Consider the following 13,423-nt stretch of genomic DNA (forward strand, 5'->3'; position numbering starts at 1 on the left):
TTGGTCCGGCAGGCAGGTGTGATTATGTCTGGCAGCATAACATGAGCCTGTAACCGAGCTAAAGCGCGGCTGTGAGCGCCTGATTTTCCGTGCTTTTGCGACAGCGCTGGCATTCTGCCGGGTTGCTACAGGGTGGGTTTTCCGTAACACTGGTGGCATGTGTAAACGTTTTCCCGGATGTCGATAATCGCATGGCTACCATTAAGGATGTTGCCCGAATGGCTGGGGTGTCGGTTGCGACCGTCTCCCGCGTCATCAATAATTCGCCCAAAGCCAGCGAGAGTTCTCGCCTCGCCGTTACGGCGGCAATGGAGCAGTTGCAGTATCACCCGAACGCCAACGCACGCGCCCTGGCGCAGCAATCCACCGAAACCCTAGGTTTAGTGGTGGGCGATGTTTCCGATCCGTTTTTTGGCGCGATGGTCAAAGCGGTGGATGAAGTTGCGGGCCAGACCGGCAACTTTTTGCTGATTGGTAACGGTTACCACAATGAGCAAAAAGAGCGTCAGGCGATTGAGCAACTGATGCGCCATCGCTGCGCCGCCTTAGTGGTGCACGCCAAGAAAATCCCCGACGACGATTTAGAGATGCTGATGAAGCAGGTGCCGGGCATGGTGCTGCTGAATCGCCTGCTGAAAGGCTTTGAACATCGCTGCATCGCGCTGGATGACCGCTACGGCGCCTGGCTGGCAACGCGTCATCTGATTCAGCAAGGCCATACGCAAATCGCCTTTATCTGCTCCACGCACACCATTTCCGATGCCGAAGATCGTCTGCAAGGCTATTACGACGCGCTGAAAGAGCACGGTTTGCCGTGTAATGACCGTTTGGTGGCGTGGGGCGAACCGGACGAAGTGGGCGGCGAGCAGGCGATGACCGAATTGATGGGACGCGGCAAGCAGTTCACGGCGGTGGCCTGTTACAACGATTCGATGGCCGCCGGTGCGCTGGCGGTGCTGAGTGATAACGGCATTCGCGTGCCGGAAGAGATGTCGCTGATTGGCTTCGATGATGTGCTGGTGTCGCGCTATGTGCGCCCGCGTTTGACGACGGTGCGTTATCCGATTGTCACCATGGCACAACAGGCCGCGCAACTGGCGCTGGCGTTAGCCAATGGCAGCGAGATGCCGGAAGTGACCAATATGTTTAGCCCCACGCTGGTAAGACGGCATTCGGTGAGTGGGCCGGGTTAAATCCTGGTGCGCGCTTTCCCTCACCCTAACCCTCTCCCGCAAGCGGGAGAGGGAATGATTAGGTGGAGTGAACCTCGGATTTACAGCTTGCTCGGGCGGCTCCTTCTCCCGCTTGCGGGAGAAGGCTGGGATGAGGGACAAAGCGCACCCATCACAAATCCCGCGAATACACCTTCACCCGCACATCCGGAAACTCCAGCGCGTCGCACTGATACTGCCAGCCAAAACGTTCGTAATAGCCGCCAAAGGTGGACCATAACCACAGCTTGTCATGACCGCGCTGCTGCGCGAAATCGATCACATGCTGCTGCAGCGCTTTGCTCAATCCCTTGCCGCGCGCGGACTCCTCAACAAACAGCGCCGCCACCCACGGCGTGAGATCCTGACGGCTGATCAAATCGCAGCGCCAGAATCCCACCGTGCCGAGCGGTATGTCGCCGTCGAGCGCTACGAAGGTCACCGGAAAGTCGGCGCCGTTGAGGCTGCTGCGCACAATGCTGTGGTAAAACTCACGCGACGTACCGTCACCAAACGCCTGCCACAGCCAGTCGGTGATCTGCGTGGCGTGATGCGGCACCTCGCTGAGCGCGACGATCTTCATCAAATCAGCTCCAGCGCCAGCAGCTCCTGAATGGTCTGCGCACGACGAATTTCACGCGCCGCGCCATTCTCGAACAGCACTTCCGGAATCAGTGGACGGCTGTTGTAGTTCGACGACATCGACGCGCCATACGCGCCGGTATCGTGGAACACCAGATAATCGCCGACCTGCGCCACAGGCAGCGCACGGGTTTCCACTTTGCCACCTTCGAGCTGCGTGAACACGTCGCCCGATTCACACAGCGGACCGGCCACCACGCTCTCCACGGTGGCGTCGCCCAGCGCGCGGCCATCGACCGGCAGCAAGGAAATGTGGTGATAGCTGCCGTACATTGACGGACGCATCAAATCGCTGAAACCGGCATCGACCAGCACAAAGTGACGGCTGCCCATCTCTTTTACCGCGCGTACCTGTGACACCAGCACGCCCGATTCAGCAACCAGGAAGCGGCCTGGCTCAATCTCCAGTTTCACCGGGTGACCGAGGTGCGCAGCGATACGCTCGCGCGCGCCGTTCCACAAGCCGTAATAGTGCTGGGTATCAATGGCTTCCTCGTCAAAACGATACGGAATCGACAAACCGCCACCGGCAGAAATCGCTTCCAAATCCTGCCCAAACGCCACCACCTGATCGACCATCGCGTCACACACCTGCTGCAGATGGCCATAATCCACGCCGGAACCGATGTGCATATGCAGGCCGACCAGACGCAGGCCGTGCTGCTGAATCGCCGCCAGCGCCAGCGGCAGATCGCTGTGCCAGATGCCGTGTTTACTGTTCTCACCGCCGGTGTTGGTTTTCTGGCTGTGACCGTGACCAAAACCCGGATTGATGCGCAGCCACACCGCGTGGCCCGGTGACAGCTCGCCCAGTTGATGCAGCATATCCACCGAACCGGCATTAACCGGCACGTTCAGCTCGGCGATACGCGTCAGGGTTGGCTGATCGAACACATCGGCGGTGAAGACAATATCTTCGCCGCCCGGCTGATAACCGGCGGCAATGGCACGCTCGATTTCACCCAGCGACACCGAATCGACTTTGACACCCGCCGCGCGCATCAGACGCAAAATGTGGATGTTGGAGCAGGCTTTTTGCGCAAAACGCACCACGTCGAAGGCGCCGAGCTGCGCAATGCGCTGCTGAATAATCGCCGCATCATAAGCCCAGAATGGGCCGGCATAACGCTGCGCCAGCGGCAGTAAGTTGGCGGCAGTTAACGCGGTTTCGGTGTTGTTGAGTGGGCGTGGCATGTCAATTCTCCTGTGTCATTGAGGCTATTTAGCCACAGCGCATCAATTCAGAAAAATATCTGTTTTAGCGACGTCTATACAAATATGATATGAGTTATCTGGAGGAGACAATGGCAAAAATTAACTGGCGACATATCGAAATTTTTCACGCGGTGATGACCAGCGGCAACCTGACGCAGGCCGCGACGCTGCTGCACACTTCGCAGCCTACGGTGAGCCGCGAACTGGCGCGCCTCGAGCAGCAGCTCGGCCTGCAGCTGTTCGAACGGGTGCGCGGCCGCCTGCAGCCCACGGTGCAGGGCTTGCGGCTGTACGAAGAGGTGCAGCGCTCGTGGTACGGGCTAGATCGCATCATGGATGCCGCCGAAGGATTGCGTCAGTTTCGTCAGGGTGAATTGTCGATCGCCTGCCTGCCCGTGTTTTCGCAGTCGCTGTTGCCGCCGCTGCTGCAGCCCTTTCTTCAGCGCTATCCGCAGGTCAGCCTGAATATCATTCCGCAGGAGTCGCCGTTGCTGGAAGAGTGGCTGTCGGCACAGCGTTACGATCTCGGCCTGACCGAAACCCAACACGCACCGGCGGGCACCGAACGCTTGCCGCTGCTGACCTGTGACGAAGTGTGCGTGCTGCCGCCACAGCATCCGCTGTGTCAGCGCGAGGTGCTGACGCCGCAGGATTTCCACGGTGAAAACTACGTCAGCCTGTCGCGCAGCGATAGCTATCGCCAGCTGCTGGATTCCCTGTTTCATGAGCAGAATGTGGAGCGTCGTCTGGTGCTGGAGACGCACAGCGCGGCGTCAGTGTGCGCGATGGTGCGCGCGGGCGTGGGGATTTCGATTGTGAATCCGCTGACGGCGCTGGATTACGCCGACAGCGGTGTGGTGATGCGTCGCTTCAGTATTGCCGTGCCCTTCACCGTCAGTCTGGTGCGGCCGCAGCATCGACCGGCTTCGGCGCTGGTCGATCACTTCTGCGACCACCTGCAACGGCACGTGGCAGCGTTTCCACAACGTATTGCCGAGCGGCTGGCTTAAGCGTTGACCGCTTCGCCCTGCGCGCCCGCTTTGCGGAAGGTGATCAGGCAGATCACCAGTCCGACCGCGGCGAGCGCAGCAGCGGCAACCGGCACCGACGTCAGGCCGTAACCTTTCTCGATCACCGCGCCACCGACCCACGCGCCGAGCGCATTGCCGACGTTGAAGGCGGAGATATTCAGCGTAGAGACCAGATTAGGCGCATCTTTGCCGTGGCGCACCACGTTAATCTGCAAGCCCGGCACGGTGGCGAAGGTCGCCATCGCCCACAGGAACAGCGTGATTTCCGCCAGCCACAGCGCATGGCTGGTCCAGCTGAACAGCAGCGAGAACACCGCAATCAGCACAAAGCTGAGGATCAGGCTGAACGACACTTTCCAGTCGGCCAGCTTGCCGCCGAGGATGTTGCCGACGGTCAGACCCGCGCCAATCAGGAACAGCGTCCAGCTAACACCCCGATCCGAGATACCGGTCACCTGCAACAGCAGCGGGGCAATGTAGCTAAACAGCGCAAACATCGCCGCCGCAAAGAATACCGTCATCAGCAGCGACAGCCACAGTTTGCCGTTGGCCAGCGCGCTGATTTCACTTGCCAGATGCACCGGCTTCTCTTCTTTGTTGGTCGGCAGGCTCACCATCAGCGCGATAAAGGCGAAGATGCCGATGATCGCCACGCCCCAGAAGGTGGCGCGCCAGCCAAACATCTGACCAAACCAGGTGCCGAGCGGCACGCCGAGCACGTTGGCCAGCGTCAAACCGGTGAACATCAACGCCACGGCAGAAGCTTGTTTACCTGGTGCGACCAGGCTCGCCGCCACCACTGCACCGATGCCGAAGAACGCACCGTGACACAGCGCCGTCACCACTCGCGCCAGCATCAGCAGGTTGTAGGTGTAGGCCAATGCACAGAGCACGTTACCGATGATGAAGATGATCATCAGCAGAATCAGAGTACGTTTACGCGGCAGTTTGGCGGTCAGCAACGCCATGATCGGCGCGCCAATGGCAACGCCCAGCGCATAGCCGCTGATCAGCCATCCCGCAGAAGGAATGGTCACTTGCAGATCGCCCGCCACCTCGGGCAGCAATCCCATAATGACGAATTCCGTGGTGCCGATGGCGAACGCACTCAGCGCCAGCGCCAGTAATGCAACAGGCATAACACACTCTCCAAATAATTTTTTGCAGACGGGCCGCACTGCGAACGCAGTACGGTGACAACAGACGCTTATTAAAATTTGAACTGCGTCACATTGTTATTAAAGCATAGCCCTTCCATGCCAACCACCCTGCGCGCCGCAAGACTATTTTGCGCCTGTAGCAATAATCCCTGCGCGCGAAAATGTCACTGACTAACCATTGAGACAGATGGAGGTTTCCGCGCTACGCTTGAGAAGGATGTGATCGTTATCACAGTGAGTCAGCTTTTGGCGCAAAATCAAACAGTAAAGGATGGACGTGCACTGCCGATACCTCAATGGATTGCCCGGTTATGGGGTGTCAAAAATCGAGGGGAAAGCGTATGCGATGGCTCATCGCGCTAACGGTTGGCTGCCTAAGCGGCTGCTCTGTTGGGCATTACGAATACAGCAAAGAAGCAGCAAAACGCGTCGATATGACCGTCACCGGCATTCCAACGGTGCTGGGCATTGGTGCGCTTGGCACCACCATCCCTCTCACGCCCGAATACAGCCTGACGGCGGCCCACGTGGCGAAGTATTCACTCTATCGGGTGAAAGCCTGGCATCCCGAATGCGATATCGCCGTGGTGTACCATAAAAACAGCGAAGCCAATTTGCCGCCGCCGTTCCGCAATAGCCATATCGGCGACGACGTGAATCTGTATGGCTACAGCTTTATTTCCGCGATGCCGGTAGCGTCAAGCGGCAAGAATCTGATCAATACCACGCTGGCGAATGACTGGAACAAAGCCAGCTGTGTGGTGGTGGCGGCCAATGCCGGCGTGGTGAAAGGTATGTCCGGCGGCGCGGTGTATAACGCCAGCGATGATACGCTGGCGGGGGTGATTGTCGGTTACAGCAGCCAGATTGATGACAATAAAAGCGGCAAAACGCTGTTTAAGAATGTGGCGCTGTATGTGCCGTACGCACGGTTTCAGGCGTGGCTGGATGGGGTGGTGAAGTCTTAGATCGTGCTGGCTGTCCCCCTCCTCGGTCGGTGCTGGCTGTCCCCCTCCTCGGTCGGTGATTGCTGTCCCCCTCCTCGGTCCTCCCCCATAAATGGGGGAGGAAGATGCTGCAATATGATAGTTCTGAAGCTGCATGTGGCAGCGTCTCCTTCCCCCATTCATGGGGGAAGGCCGGGATGGGGGACAGCGTGCACAGTCAAGCCGGAACCCACGCCCCCTGCACCTGCACCTGCGGGAAACCGCTGGTCAGGATACGCAGTTCGGCATCGCGCGGGGTGTTGTCGCCCTGCCCCTGAATGCTGACGATATCCTGCGGACAGGCGGAAAACGCCACAAAACAGTCCATCTCGGCGCGCAGCACAATATAGTCACCCGGCTTCGTCACCACCGGCAGCGTCTTCAGCGTGATGCCATCCGGCTGCACCTGAATATTCATAAAGATATTAAACGAGGCCAGATTGCCATGCGGCAGCGTCACGCCCAGCTCACGCATGCCTTCAAACAGATTGTCATGGCAGTTGCGATGCGGTTCGGTGCAGCCGAGCAGCTCATAACGACGCGCATCGCAGGCCGCCATAAAGGTGTCGTGCACGCCTGGCGAGGTATCCGCCACCAGCGTCAAAATCGGATGGCGCTGGCTGGTGATAAAGCTGTCGCCCACTTTGGGATTGAGACGCTGATTCCACACGCGCGTCGCCTCCATACACATATATTCACTCACATCCTCAGCGTTGTACGCCCAGCAATCCACCACCTGCGTGCCGTGCAGGTTAATCACCTGCACCGCTTCACCTCTCTTCAGGCGCACCGCTTTGCCGTAGCGCGCCGGGATGGTCATCGCTTCACGATGCTGAAATTCAGCCGACATGTTGTTCTCCTGATTAATGCTGCATGGCACGACGATAGCGCGTCATGCGAGATTCAAGGCCGCGCGCCAGCCAGTCGATAATGCTGTTGAGCAGCCAGTAACAGAGCGCCACCGTGAGATAGATCTCCAGCGGCGCGTAGGTATCCGAAATCGCCTGTTTGGCGGCGTACATAAACTCCTGCACCGAGACAATCGACAGCAGCGCGGAGTCTTTAATCAACCCGATCATCAGCCCGACCAGCGGCGACAACATCTGCGGCAGCGTTTGCGGCAGCACCACGTCACGCAGTTGTTCGCTGCGGCTCAGGCCCAACACGCGGCACGCTTCCCACTGCCCTTGCGGCAGCGCATCAATCGCCGAGCGGATCACCTGCGCAATGTAAGGCGCGTAGTAGAGCGTCAATGCCAGCACGCCCACCACCGGCGACGACAGCGTGATGTCATATTCCGGCAACACAAAATAGAGCAGATAAATCACCACCAGCAGCGGCAGCGCGAGGGTTAAGCCGCTGTAAAGATTGAGCAAACGCAGCCAGAACCGCGAGGCACGCATCAGCAGCACGGCCAATAGCGCGCCCCACAGTAGCGAGCAGAGCGCCGCCACCAGACAAAGCTGCAAGGTGGCGAGCAGGCCGTCACCGAGCGACGGCAAAGAGGTGATAATTGCCTGCCAATCCATTACGCTAACCTCCGCTTCGCTTCTAAACGACGCGCCGCCGCAATTAACGGCATGGCGATCAGCAGATAACCGGCCGCCACCAGCAGCAGCACCTGCGTGGCTTCGTAGGTGCGGGCGATGACGATCTGTCCGGCGTAGGTCAGTTCAGTGAGCGCCACCACCGACGCCAGCGGCGTGGTTTTCAGCAGAATGGTGAATTCATTCACCAGCATCGGCAGACTGGCGCGCATCACTTGGGGATTGATGACGTACCACCACGTCAGCAGGCGGCTCAGACCCAGCGTGCGCGACGCTTCCAGCTGTCCGCGCGTCACCAGGCTGCGATTCACGCGCAGGATTTCCGCCACGTACGCGCCGCTGTTGAGGCCAATGGCAATCACCGCCGCCAGCATCGGCTGACCGCCCAATCCCAGCCGCGGCAAGGTGAAAAACACCACAAACAGCTGCACAATCGCTGGCGTTCCGCGCATCACGCTGACATAGCAACGCCCGATGGCGCGCCAGATCCAGGCTCGACGCAGCTGCAGGAAGCAGCCGAGCTGCCCCATCACCACGCTGACTAATGACGCCAGCACGGTGAGCACCAGCGTCATCAGCAGGCCGTGTCCGAGTTCCGGCAGCGCGGCCACTACCTGTTGATCCAGCCCCATGCGTTACTCCGCGTTAAAGTCGTGCAGGTTTTCCGCCACTGACAGCAGCAGCGGCGCGGGACGATCGTTGCCCTCAATGCCGGTGTTACAGGCGGAGACGATGAACTGCGTGTCCATCACCACACGACAGGTAATGCTGTCGCCAGCTTGGGTCAGGTTGGTTTCCGGCAGAATCTCGCCTTCTCGCGTCAGCTTGACGTGCATAAACAGATTGATGGGATCCGGCAGCTTCGGCACCACCATGCCCAGACGCGCCAGCTCGCCGCGCAGCGCATCGAGGCAACCTTCGTCCGGATAACCGCGCTCAGCAAGAAACGCCGTGGTGGAGGCCGGCAACAGCAGGTCGTGACGCTTCACGCTGTCTTTGCCCAGCACCATCATCGGACGACGACGGTTGTTCACCAGACGCATGCCGGAACCGAGCAGGTAGCTGTTGCTAAACACCCGCGTGTGATGCACCGACAGCCACACGGCGGGATCGGCCAGGTTAAAGCCAAACAGCGAAGCCACCGCGCCGTCGCCCTGAGCGGTGATGCGCAACAACTGACCGCGCAGCACGCGAATAGAACCGATGCTGCCCGCTGCAACCTGCACCGGTTCAGCCAGCGTGCGCACGGCGGTTTCTTCATAATTTTCACGCATTAACAGCATGATTCATCTCCTGAGCGTGAAAATGGTCGCTGACCACGATGTCGATTGGCGTCACCTGCAGGCCGTTGCCAGGAATAATGTCCTGCGGGCAGGATGAGACCGCGCAGATCAGATCGCACAGCGCTTCAAAGGTGATGCTATCGCCCGCTTTGCTGTTGGGATCGGTCACTTCCATGCGGCCATCGGCGGTGACCGGGCCGTTCTGGAACAGGTTGAACGGCTCCGGCAGCGAGAAGTAGGTGACGCCAAACGCCTTCATCCCCTCCAGCAGGTTATCGACGCAGTTGCGATGCCCTTCGACACCGAAATCAATGCTGAAACGGGTGCGATCGCAGGCCGGTACGTTGGCATCGTGGATGCCGATGCTGTCAGCAAGAATGCGCAGCATCGGGCGGTTTTCACTCGACCACAACGCGTCGCCCGGCTTAAAGAACAGCGAGCGCAGCTGTTGGCGCGTGTGCACCGGCGACAGCTTCTCGTTCAGGTCATCGGCATTCACCGCGACAAAATCGGCCGCCTGCTGCCCTTCGCTGTCAATCACGGTAATAAACTGGCCCTTGCGCACGCGGAAGGTTTTGCCAAAGCCGGCAGGCACCGTCAGGTTGGACTGGCACATAATTACTCCTGCGGAATGAAGTCGCTGGCGGGCACGGTAAAGGTGGTGCCGAGATATTGCTGCTGCAGTTTGGTCAGTTCGCCGTCTTTCTGCATCGCCAGGATGTGGTCGCTAATCGCTTTGTTCAGGCTGCCATCTTCTTTGCGAGTCGCCCAGCCCATCCACTGCGACGGGCCGACTTCGCCCACCTGCGCCACTTTGCCGGCATATTTTTTTGCTACCGGCGCCAGTACCGAGATGTCGTCATAAACGAAGTCGGCGCGTTTGGTCATCAAGGTGCTGACGGTTTGATCGAGTGAATCGACATTGATGATGGTGATCGGTTTTTTACCCTCCTTCTTCAACTGCTCATTGAAGCCCTTCAGCAGCTGCTCTGGCACGCTGGCGGTTTTCACCGCACCGCGCAGACCCGACAAGCTTTCCGGACTCAGGGTTTTGCCGCTGAAGGTTTTCGCTTCGGCTTCACGCACCAGCACGCCGTTGACGGTTTTGCTGTACGGCACGGTGAACAGCACTTTCTTCGCGCGTTCCGCCGTGACGTTGAGGGATGAACCTTCGGCATTGAAGGAGCCCGAAATCAGGCCCGGCAGAATGCCGCTGAAGGCGGTTTTCTGAAACTCCAGTTTCACACCGAGATCGTTGGCAAAGGATTGCATGATCGCCACGCTGTAACCGGTGATCTCACCTTTGTCATCGGTGTATTCGTAGGGAGGAAAGGTTGGATCGATACCGACGGTAATTTTGCCGCTGCTTTTGATGTCGGCCAGCGTATCGGCTTGTGCCTGCGCCATGGTGCCGACAGAGAGAAGTGCGGCAATCAGCAGTGCTGTTTTTTTCATTATGGTGTTTCCCTGGTGTTGGTGAAATGTCATTTTCTACTGAGCATATTTTGTGCCAGCTTTTTCACTACCATGCAGGGAGACCTGATAAAAAATAGATTTTATTTAATAAAATCAAATGGAAACATTTGTTTCTTAATTTTTATTTTTAGTTTCTATGATTTCACACACGGTAAGACGGGGATAATTGGATGGGTGGGCACTGGACAGAATTGCACCGTTTTGGTGATTTTTCTGGCGCACAATGCGCCAGCAAGGCGCATTATTCCAGTTCGTCGAGGGATTGGTGCAGCGCTTCGATTTGCGCGAGATGATCGTTGCTGGCTTTACCCATTTGCCGGGCCACCAGTGAACAGAGCAGATTACACACGCCAGAGAGCGCGGCGGTGCTGTCGAAAATCAGGCTGCTGTCGGTGTGACAGCGGATTACCCACTGCGCATGGCGCGCCGGTTTGCCGGAGAGCACGTCGGCGATATATAACATCGGCACGTTGCGCTCGGCCAGCGCGTTCATCGCCGCCTCCAGCGCGGGCATGCGACGACGCAGACCGACGCAGATCACCACATCCTCGGCGGTCAACGCCGCTATATGTTCCGCCAGCGAATCGCCGGGACGCGGCAGCAGACGCACATCGGAGTGAATATGGATCAGGTCACGATAGATCAGATGCGCGATGGTTTGGCTGTGGCGCCAGCCCATTACCACCACGCGTCGCGCCTGGCTGATGGCGCTGACCGCCTGCTGCAGCTGTTCTCTGTCCAGCGTGCGATAGCTGTTGACCAGGTTGGCGATCTCTCTTTCCAGATGCTGCTGCATGATGCTCGCCAGCGGCGACGCGCTGGGTGCCGGTTGCAGATAGAGCGGTGATCCGCTGCTTTGCATGTCACGCGCCTGGCGACGTGCGGCTTCATAACTTTCATAGCCGAGATGGCGGAAGAAGCGCGTGGTGGTGGCTTTGGACACGCCCGCGCTGTGTGCCAGTTCGGTGGCGGTGTTCATGGCTAACTGGCCTGGTGCGGCGAGTAGCACATCGGCAAGTCGCTGCTCGTGGCTGGAGAGTTGATCCCAGTGCTGACGAATCCGGCCCTCTAACGTTGCCGCTTTTGCACTCATGGTGATTCCCTGAAAAAGAAAAAAACCATCCTGCACAGAGCGTGCCGGGTTGTCATCAGGAATTTTGTGTTGGGGGGAGAATGTGCTGGCTGTCCCCCATCCCGGCCTTCCCCCGCTATCGGGGGAAGGAGATGCTGCCACATGCAGCTTCAGAACTCACATTTTGCAGCATCTTCCTCCCCCATTTATGGGGGAGGACCGAGGAGGGGGACAGCCAGCACGGACCGGGATGGGGGACTGCGGCGAAATACTACTTACCGGTCGGGCGCAGTGCCGGGAACAGGATCACGTCGCGGATGGTGTGGCTGTTGGTGAACAGCATCACCATACGGTCGATACCAATACCCAAACCAGCAGTTGGCGGCAGGCCGTGCTCCAGCGCGGTGACGTAGTCTTCGTCGTAGAACATCGCTTCGTCATCACCAGACTCTTTCGCATTCACCTGCTGCAGGAAACGCTCAGCCTGATCTTCTGCATCGTTGAGCTCTGAGAAGCCGTTACCGATTTCACGGCCGCCGATGAAGAACTCAAAGCGGTCAGTGATTTCCGGGTTCTCGTCGTTACGACGCGCCAGCGGTGATACTTCAGCCGGGTATTCGGTGATGAAGGTTGGCTGAATCAGGTGCGCTTCAGCGGTCTCTTCGAAGATCTCTGTAACGACGCGGCCCAGGCCCCAGCTCTTCTCGACTTTGATGTGCAGCGATTGGGCAATCGCTACCGCTTTATCGAAGTCTTCCAAATCGCTCAGGTCAGTTTCCGGACGGTATTTCTTGATCGCTTCACGCATGGTGAGCTTCTCAAACGGCTTACCGAAATCGAAGCTGTGCTCGCCATACGGCACTTCCGTGGTGCCCAGCACATCCTGCGCTAGCGTACGGAACAGGCTTTCGGTCAGTTCGATCAGATCTTTGTAATCCGCATACGCCATATAGAGTTCCATCATGGTGAACTCTGGGTTATGGCGTGGCGAAATCCCTTCATTACGGAAGTTACGGTTGATCTCGAACACGCGATCAAAACCGCCAACCACCAGACGCTTCAGATACAGCTCTGGCGCAATACGCAGGTACATATCGATATCGAGCGCATTATGATGGGTGATGAACGGACGCGCAGATGCGCCGCCCGGAATCACCTGCATCATCGGGGTTTCCACTTCCATAAAGTCGCGGTTAACCATGAACTGACGAATGCCAGCCATGATTTGTGAGCGAATTTTAAAGGTTTTGCGCGAATCGTCGTTGGAGATCAGATCGAGATAACGCTGACGATAACGGGTTTCCTGATCGGCCAGGCCGTGGAATTTGTCCGGCAGCGGACGCAGCGCTTTGGTCAGCAGACGCAGCTCAGTGATGTGGATCGACAGCTCACCGGTTTTGGTTTTGAACAGCTTACCGCGCGCACCGAGGATATCGCCGAGATCCCATTTCTTGAACTGCTCGTTGTAGACGCCTTCTGGCAGATCGTCGCGTGAGACGTAGATCTGAATCTGGCCGCCGACATCCTGCAGGGTCGCGAATGACGCTTTACCCATGATGCGGCGCGTCATCATACGACCGGCCACGCTCACTTCAACGCCCAGCGCTTCCAGCTCTTCATTCTCTTTCGCGTCATAGCTGGCGTGCAGCACATCGGACGTGGTATCGCGGCGGAAATCGTTAGGAAACGCCACGCCTTTTTCACGCAGCGCGCTGAGTTTTTCGCGACGCGCTTTCAGTTCGTTGTTTAACTCAAGGGCGGCATCAGCGCTCTGCGGTTGTTGTTCAGACATGTCGGTTC

14 protein-coding genes are annotated in these 13,423 nt (G+C 58.2%); 3 read left to right on the plus strand and 11 right to left on the minus strand.

Annotated features, from left to right (window positions below):
• Positions 1-191: 191 nt before the first annotated feature.
• Positions 192-1,193: an HTH-type transcriptional regulator GalR gene (gene galR / locus ACYAC5_RS15505; protein ID WP_036649453.1), complete on the plus strand. Its 1,002-nt coding sequence runs from the start codon at positions 192-194 to the stop codon at positions 1,191-1,193.
• 151 nt (positions 1,194-1,344) lie between these two features.
• Here the strand turns inward: galR and ACYAC5_RS15510 are convergent, their stop codons facing one another.
• The gene (locus ACYAC5_RS15510) at positions 1,345-1,794 is read right to left on the minus strand and encodes a GNAT family N-acetyltransferase (protein ID WP_101761976.1); all 450 of its coding nucleotides are present in this window, start codon (positions 1,792-1,794) and stop codon (positions 1,345-1,347) included.
• Positions 1,794-3,047: a diaminopimelate decarboxylase gene (gene lysA / locus ACYAC5_RS15515; RefSeq protein ID WP_462061988.1), complete on the minus strand. Its 1,254-nt coding sequence runs from the start codon at positions 3,045-3,047 to the stop codon at positions 1,794-1,796. The genes ACYAC5_RS15510 and lysA overlap by 1 nt, the downstream gene beginning before the upstream one ends.
• A gap of 110 nt (positions 3,048-3,157) precedes the next feature.
• On the opposite strand from lysA, the gene ACYAC5_RS15520 reads away from it, so the two are divergent.
• Positions 3,158-4,078: a LysR family transcriptional regulator gene (locus ACYAC5_RS15520; RefSeq protein WP_192236479.1), complete on the plus strand. Its 921-nt coding sequence runs from the start codon at positions 3,158-3,160 to the stop codon at positions 4,076-4,078.
• Here ACYAC5_RS15520 and ACYAC5_RS15525 read toward each other — a convergent pair.
• The gene (locus ACYAC5_RS15525; protein WP_462061989.1) at positions 4,075-5,238 is read right to left on the minus strand and encodes an MFS transporter; all 1,164 of its coding nucleotides are present in this window, start codon (positions 5,236-5,238) and stop codon (positions 4,075-4,077) included. The two genes, ACYAC5_RS15520 and ACYAC5_RS15525, sit on opposite strands and share 4 nt — an antisense overlap.
• A 362-nt stretch (positions 5,239-5,600) precedes the next feature.
• Here ACYAC5_RS15525 and ACYAC5_RS15530 point away from each other — a divergent pair, with 362 nt between their 5' ends.
• Positions 5,601-6,227 (plus strand): hypothetical protein, encoded by a 627-nt coding sequence (locus tag ACYAC5_RS15530; protein ID WP_101761972.1) that lies wholly within the window; start codon positions 5,601-5,603, stop codon positions 6,225-6,227.
• A 196-nt stretch (positions 6,228-6,423) separates the two neighbouring features.
• On the opposite strand, the gene ACYAC5_RS15535 is transcribed toward ACYAC5_RS15530, so the two are convergent.
• From ACYAC5_RS15535 to lysS, 8 genes are all read right to left on the minus strand, one after another.
• On the minus strand, positions 6,424-7,095 hold the full coding sequence (locus ACYAC5_RS15535) for an urea carboxylase-associated family protein (RefSeq protein ID WP_277974040.1): 672 nt from the start codon (positions 7,093-7,095) through the stop codon (positions 6,424-6,426).
• A 13-nt stretch (positions 7,096-7,108) separates the two neighbouring features.
• Positions 7,109-7,774: an amino acid ABC transporter permease gene (locus tag ACYAC5_RS15540; protein ID WP_101761970.1), complete on the minus strand. Its 666-nt coding sequence runs from the start codon at positions 7,772-7,774 to the stop codon at positions 7,109-7,111.
• Positions 7,774-8,424, minus strand: a complete 651-nt coding sequence (locus ACYAC5_RS15545; protein WP_192412037.1) for an amino acid ABC transporter permease — start codon at positions 8,422-8,424, stop codon at positions 7,774-7,776. Before ACYAC5_RS15545 ends, ACYAC5_RS15540 begins: the two co-directional genes overlap by 1 nt.
• A gap of 3 nt (positions 8,425-8,427) precedes the next feature.
• The gene (locus ACYAC5_RS15550) at positions 8,428-9,075 is read right to left on the minus strand and encodes an urea carboxylase-associated family protein (protein ID WP_210081700.1); all 648 of its coding nucleotides are present in this window, start codon (positions 9,073-9,075) and stop codon (positions 8,428-8,430) included.
• On the minus strand, positions 9,059-9,691 hold the full coding sequence (locus ACYAC5_RS15555; RefSeq protein WP_101762022.1) for a DUF1989 domain-containing protein: 633 nt from the start codon (positions 9,689-9,691) through the stop codon (positions 9,059-9,061). Before ACYAC5_RS15555 ends, ACYAC5_RS15550 begins: the two co-directional genes overlap by 17 nt.
• 2 nt (positions 9,692-9,693) lie before the next feature.
• On the minus strand, positions 9,694-10,530 hold the full coding sequence (locus ACYAC5_RS15560; RefSeq protein ID WP_101761967.1) for a transporter substrate-binding domain-containing protein: 837 nt from the start codon (positions 10,528-10,530) through the stop codon (positions 9,694-9,696).
• A 262-nt stretch (positions 10,531-10,792) separates the two neighbouring features.
• Positions 10,793-11,644: a MurR/RpiR family transcriptional regulator gene (locus ACYAC5_RS15565; protein WP_462061990.1), complete on the minus strand. Its 852-nt coding sequence runs from the start codon at positions 11,642-11,644 to the stop codon at positions 10,793-10,795.
• A gap of 250 nt (positions 11,645-11,894) precedes the next feature.
• Positions 11,895-13,415, minus strand: coding sequence for a lysine--tRNA ligase (gene lysS, locus ACYAC5_RS15570; protein WP_210081702.1), 1,521 nt, complete (start codon positions 13,413-13,415; stop codon positions 11,895-11,897).
• Between the last annotated feature and the right edge of the window lie 8 nt (positions 13,416-13,423).

This window comes from Pantoea sp. y20, assembly GCF_054903455.1.

Coding starts and splice junctions, on each gene's coding strand:
- galR (WP_036649453.1), top strand. CDS start 192: ATGGCTACCATTAAGGATGTTGCCCGAATGGCTGGGGTGTCGGTTGCG.
- ACYAC5_RS15510 (WP_101761976.1), bottom strand. CDS start 1,794: ATGAAGATCGTCGCGCTCAGCGAGGTGCCGCATCACGCCACGCAGATC.
- lysA (WP_462061988.1), bottom strand. CDS start 3,047: ATGCCACGCCCACTCAACAACACCGAAACCGCGTTAACTGCCGCCAAC.
- ACYAC5_RS15520 (WP_192236479.1), top strand. CDS start 3,158: ATGGCAAAAATTAACTGGCGACATATCGAAATTTTTCACGCGGTGATG.
- ACYAC5_RS15525 (WP_462061989.1), bottom strand. CDS start 5,238: ATGCCTGTTGCATTACTGGCGCTGGCGCTGAGTGCGTTCGCCATCGGC.
- ACYAC5_RS15530 (WP_101761972.1), top strand. CDS start 5,601: ATGCGATGGCTCATCGCGCTAACGGTTGGCTGCCTAAGCGGCTGCTCT.
- ACYAC5_RS15535 (WP_277974040.1), bottom strand. CDS start 7,095: ATGTCGGCTGAATTTCAGCATCGTGAAGCGATGACCATCCCGGCGCGC.
- ACYAC5_RS15540 (WP_101761970.1), bottom strand. CDS start 7,774: ATGGATTGGCAGGCAATTATCACCTCTTTGCCGTCGCTCGGTGACGGC.
- ACYAC5_RS15545 (WP_192412037.1), bottom strand. CDS start 8,424: ATGGGGCTGGATCAACAGGTAGTGGCCGCGCTGCCGGAACTCGGACAC.
- ACYAC5_RS15550 (WP_210081700.1), bottom strand. CDS start 9,075: ATGCTGTTAATGCGTGAAAATTATGAAGAAACCGCCGTGCGCACGCTG.
- ACYAC5_RS15555 (WP_101762022.1), bottom strand. CDS start 9,691: ATGTGCCAGTCCAACCTGACGGTGCCTGCCGGCTTTGGCAAAACCTTC.
- ACYAC5_RS15560 (WP_101761967.1), bottom strand. CDS start 10,530: ATGAAAAAAACAGCACTGCTGATTGCCGCACTTCTCTCTGTCGGCACC.
- ACYAC5_RS15565 (WP_462061990.1), bottom strand. CDS start 11,644: ATGAGTGCAAAAGCGGCAACGTTAGAGGGCCGGATTCGTCAGCACTGG.
- lysS (WP_210081702.1), bottom strand. CDS start 13,415: ATGTCTGAACAACAACCGCAGAGCGCTGATGCCGCCCTTGAGTTAAAC.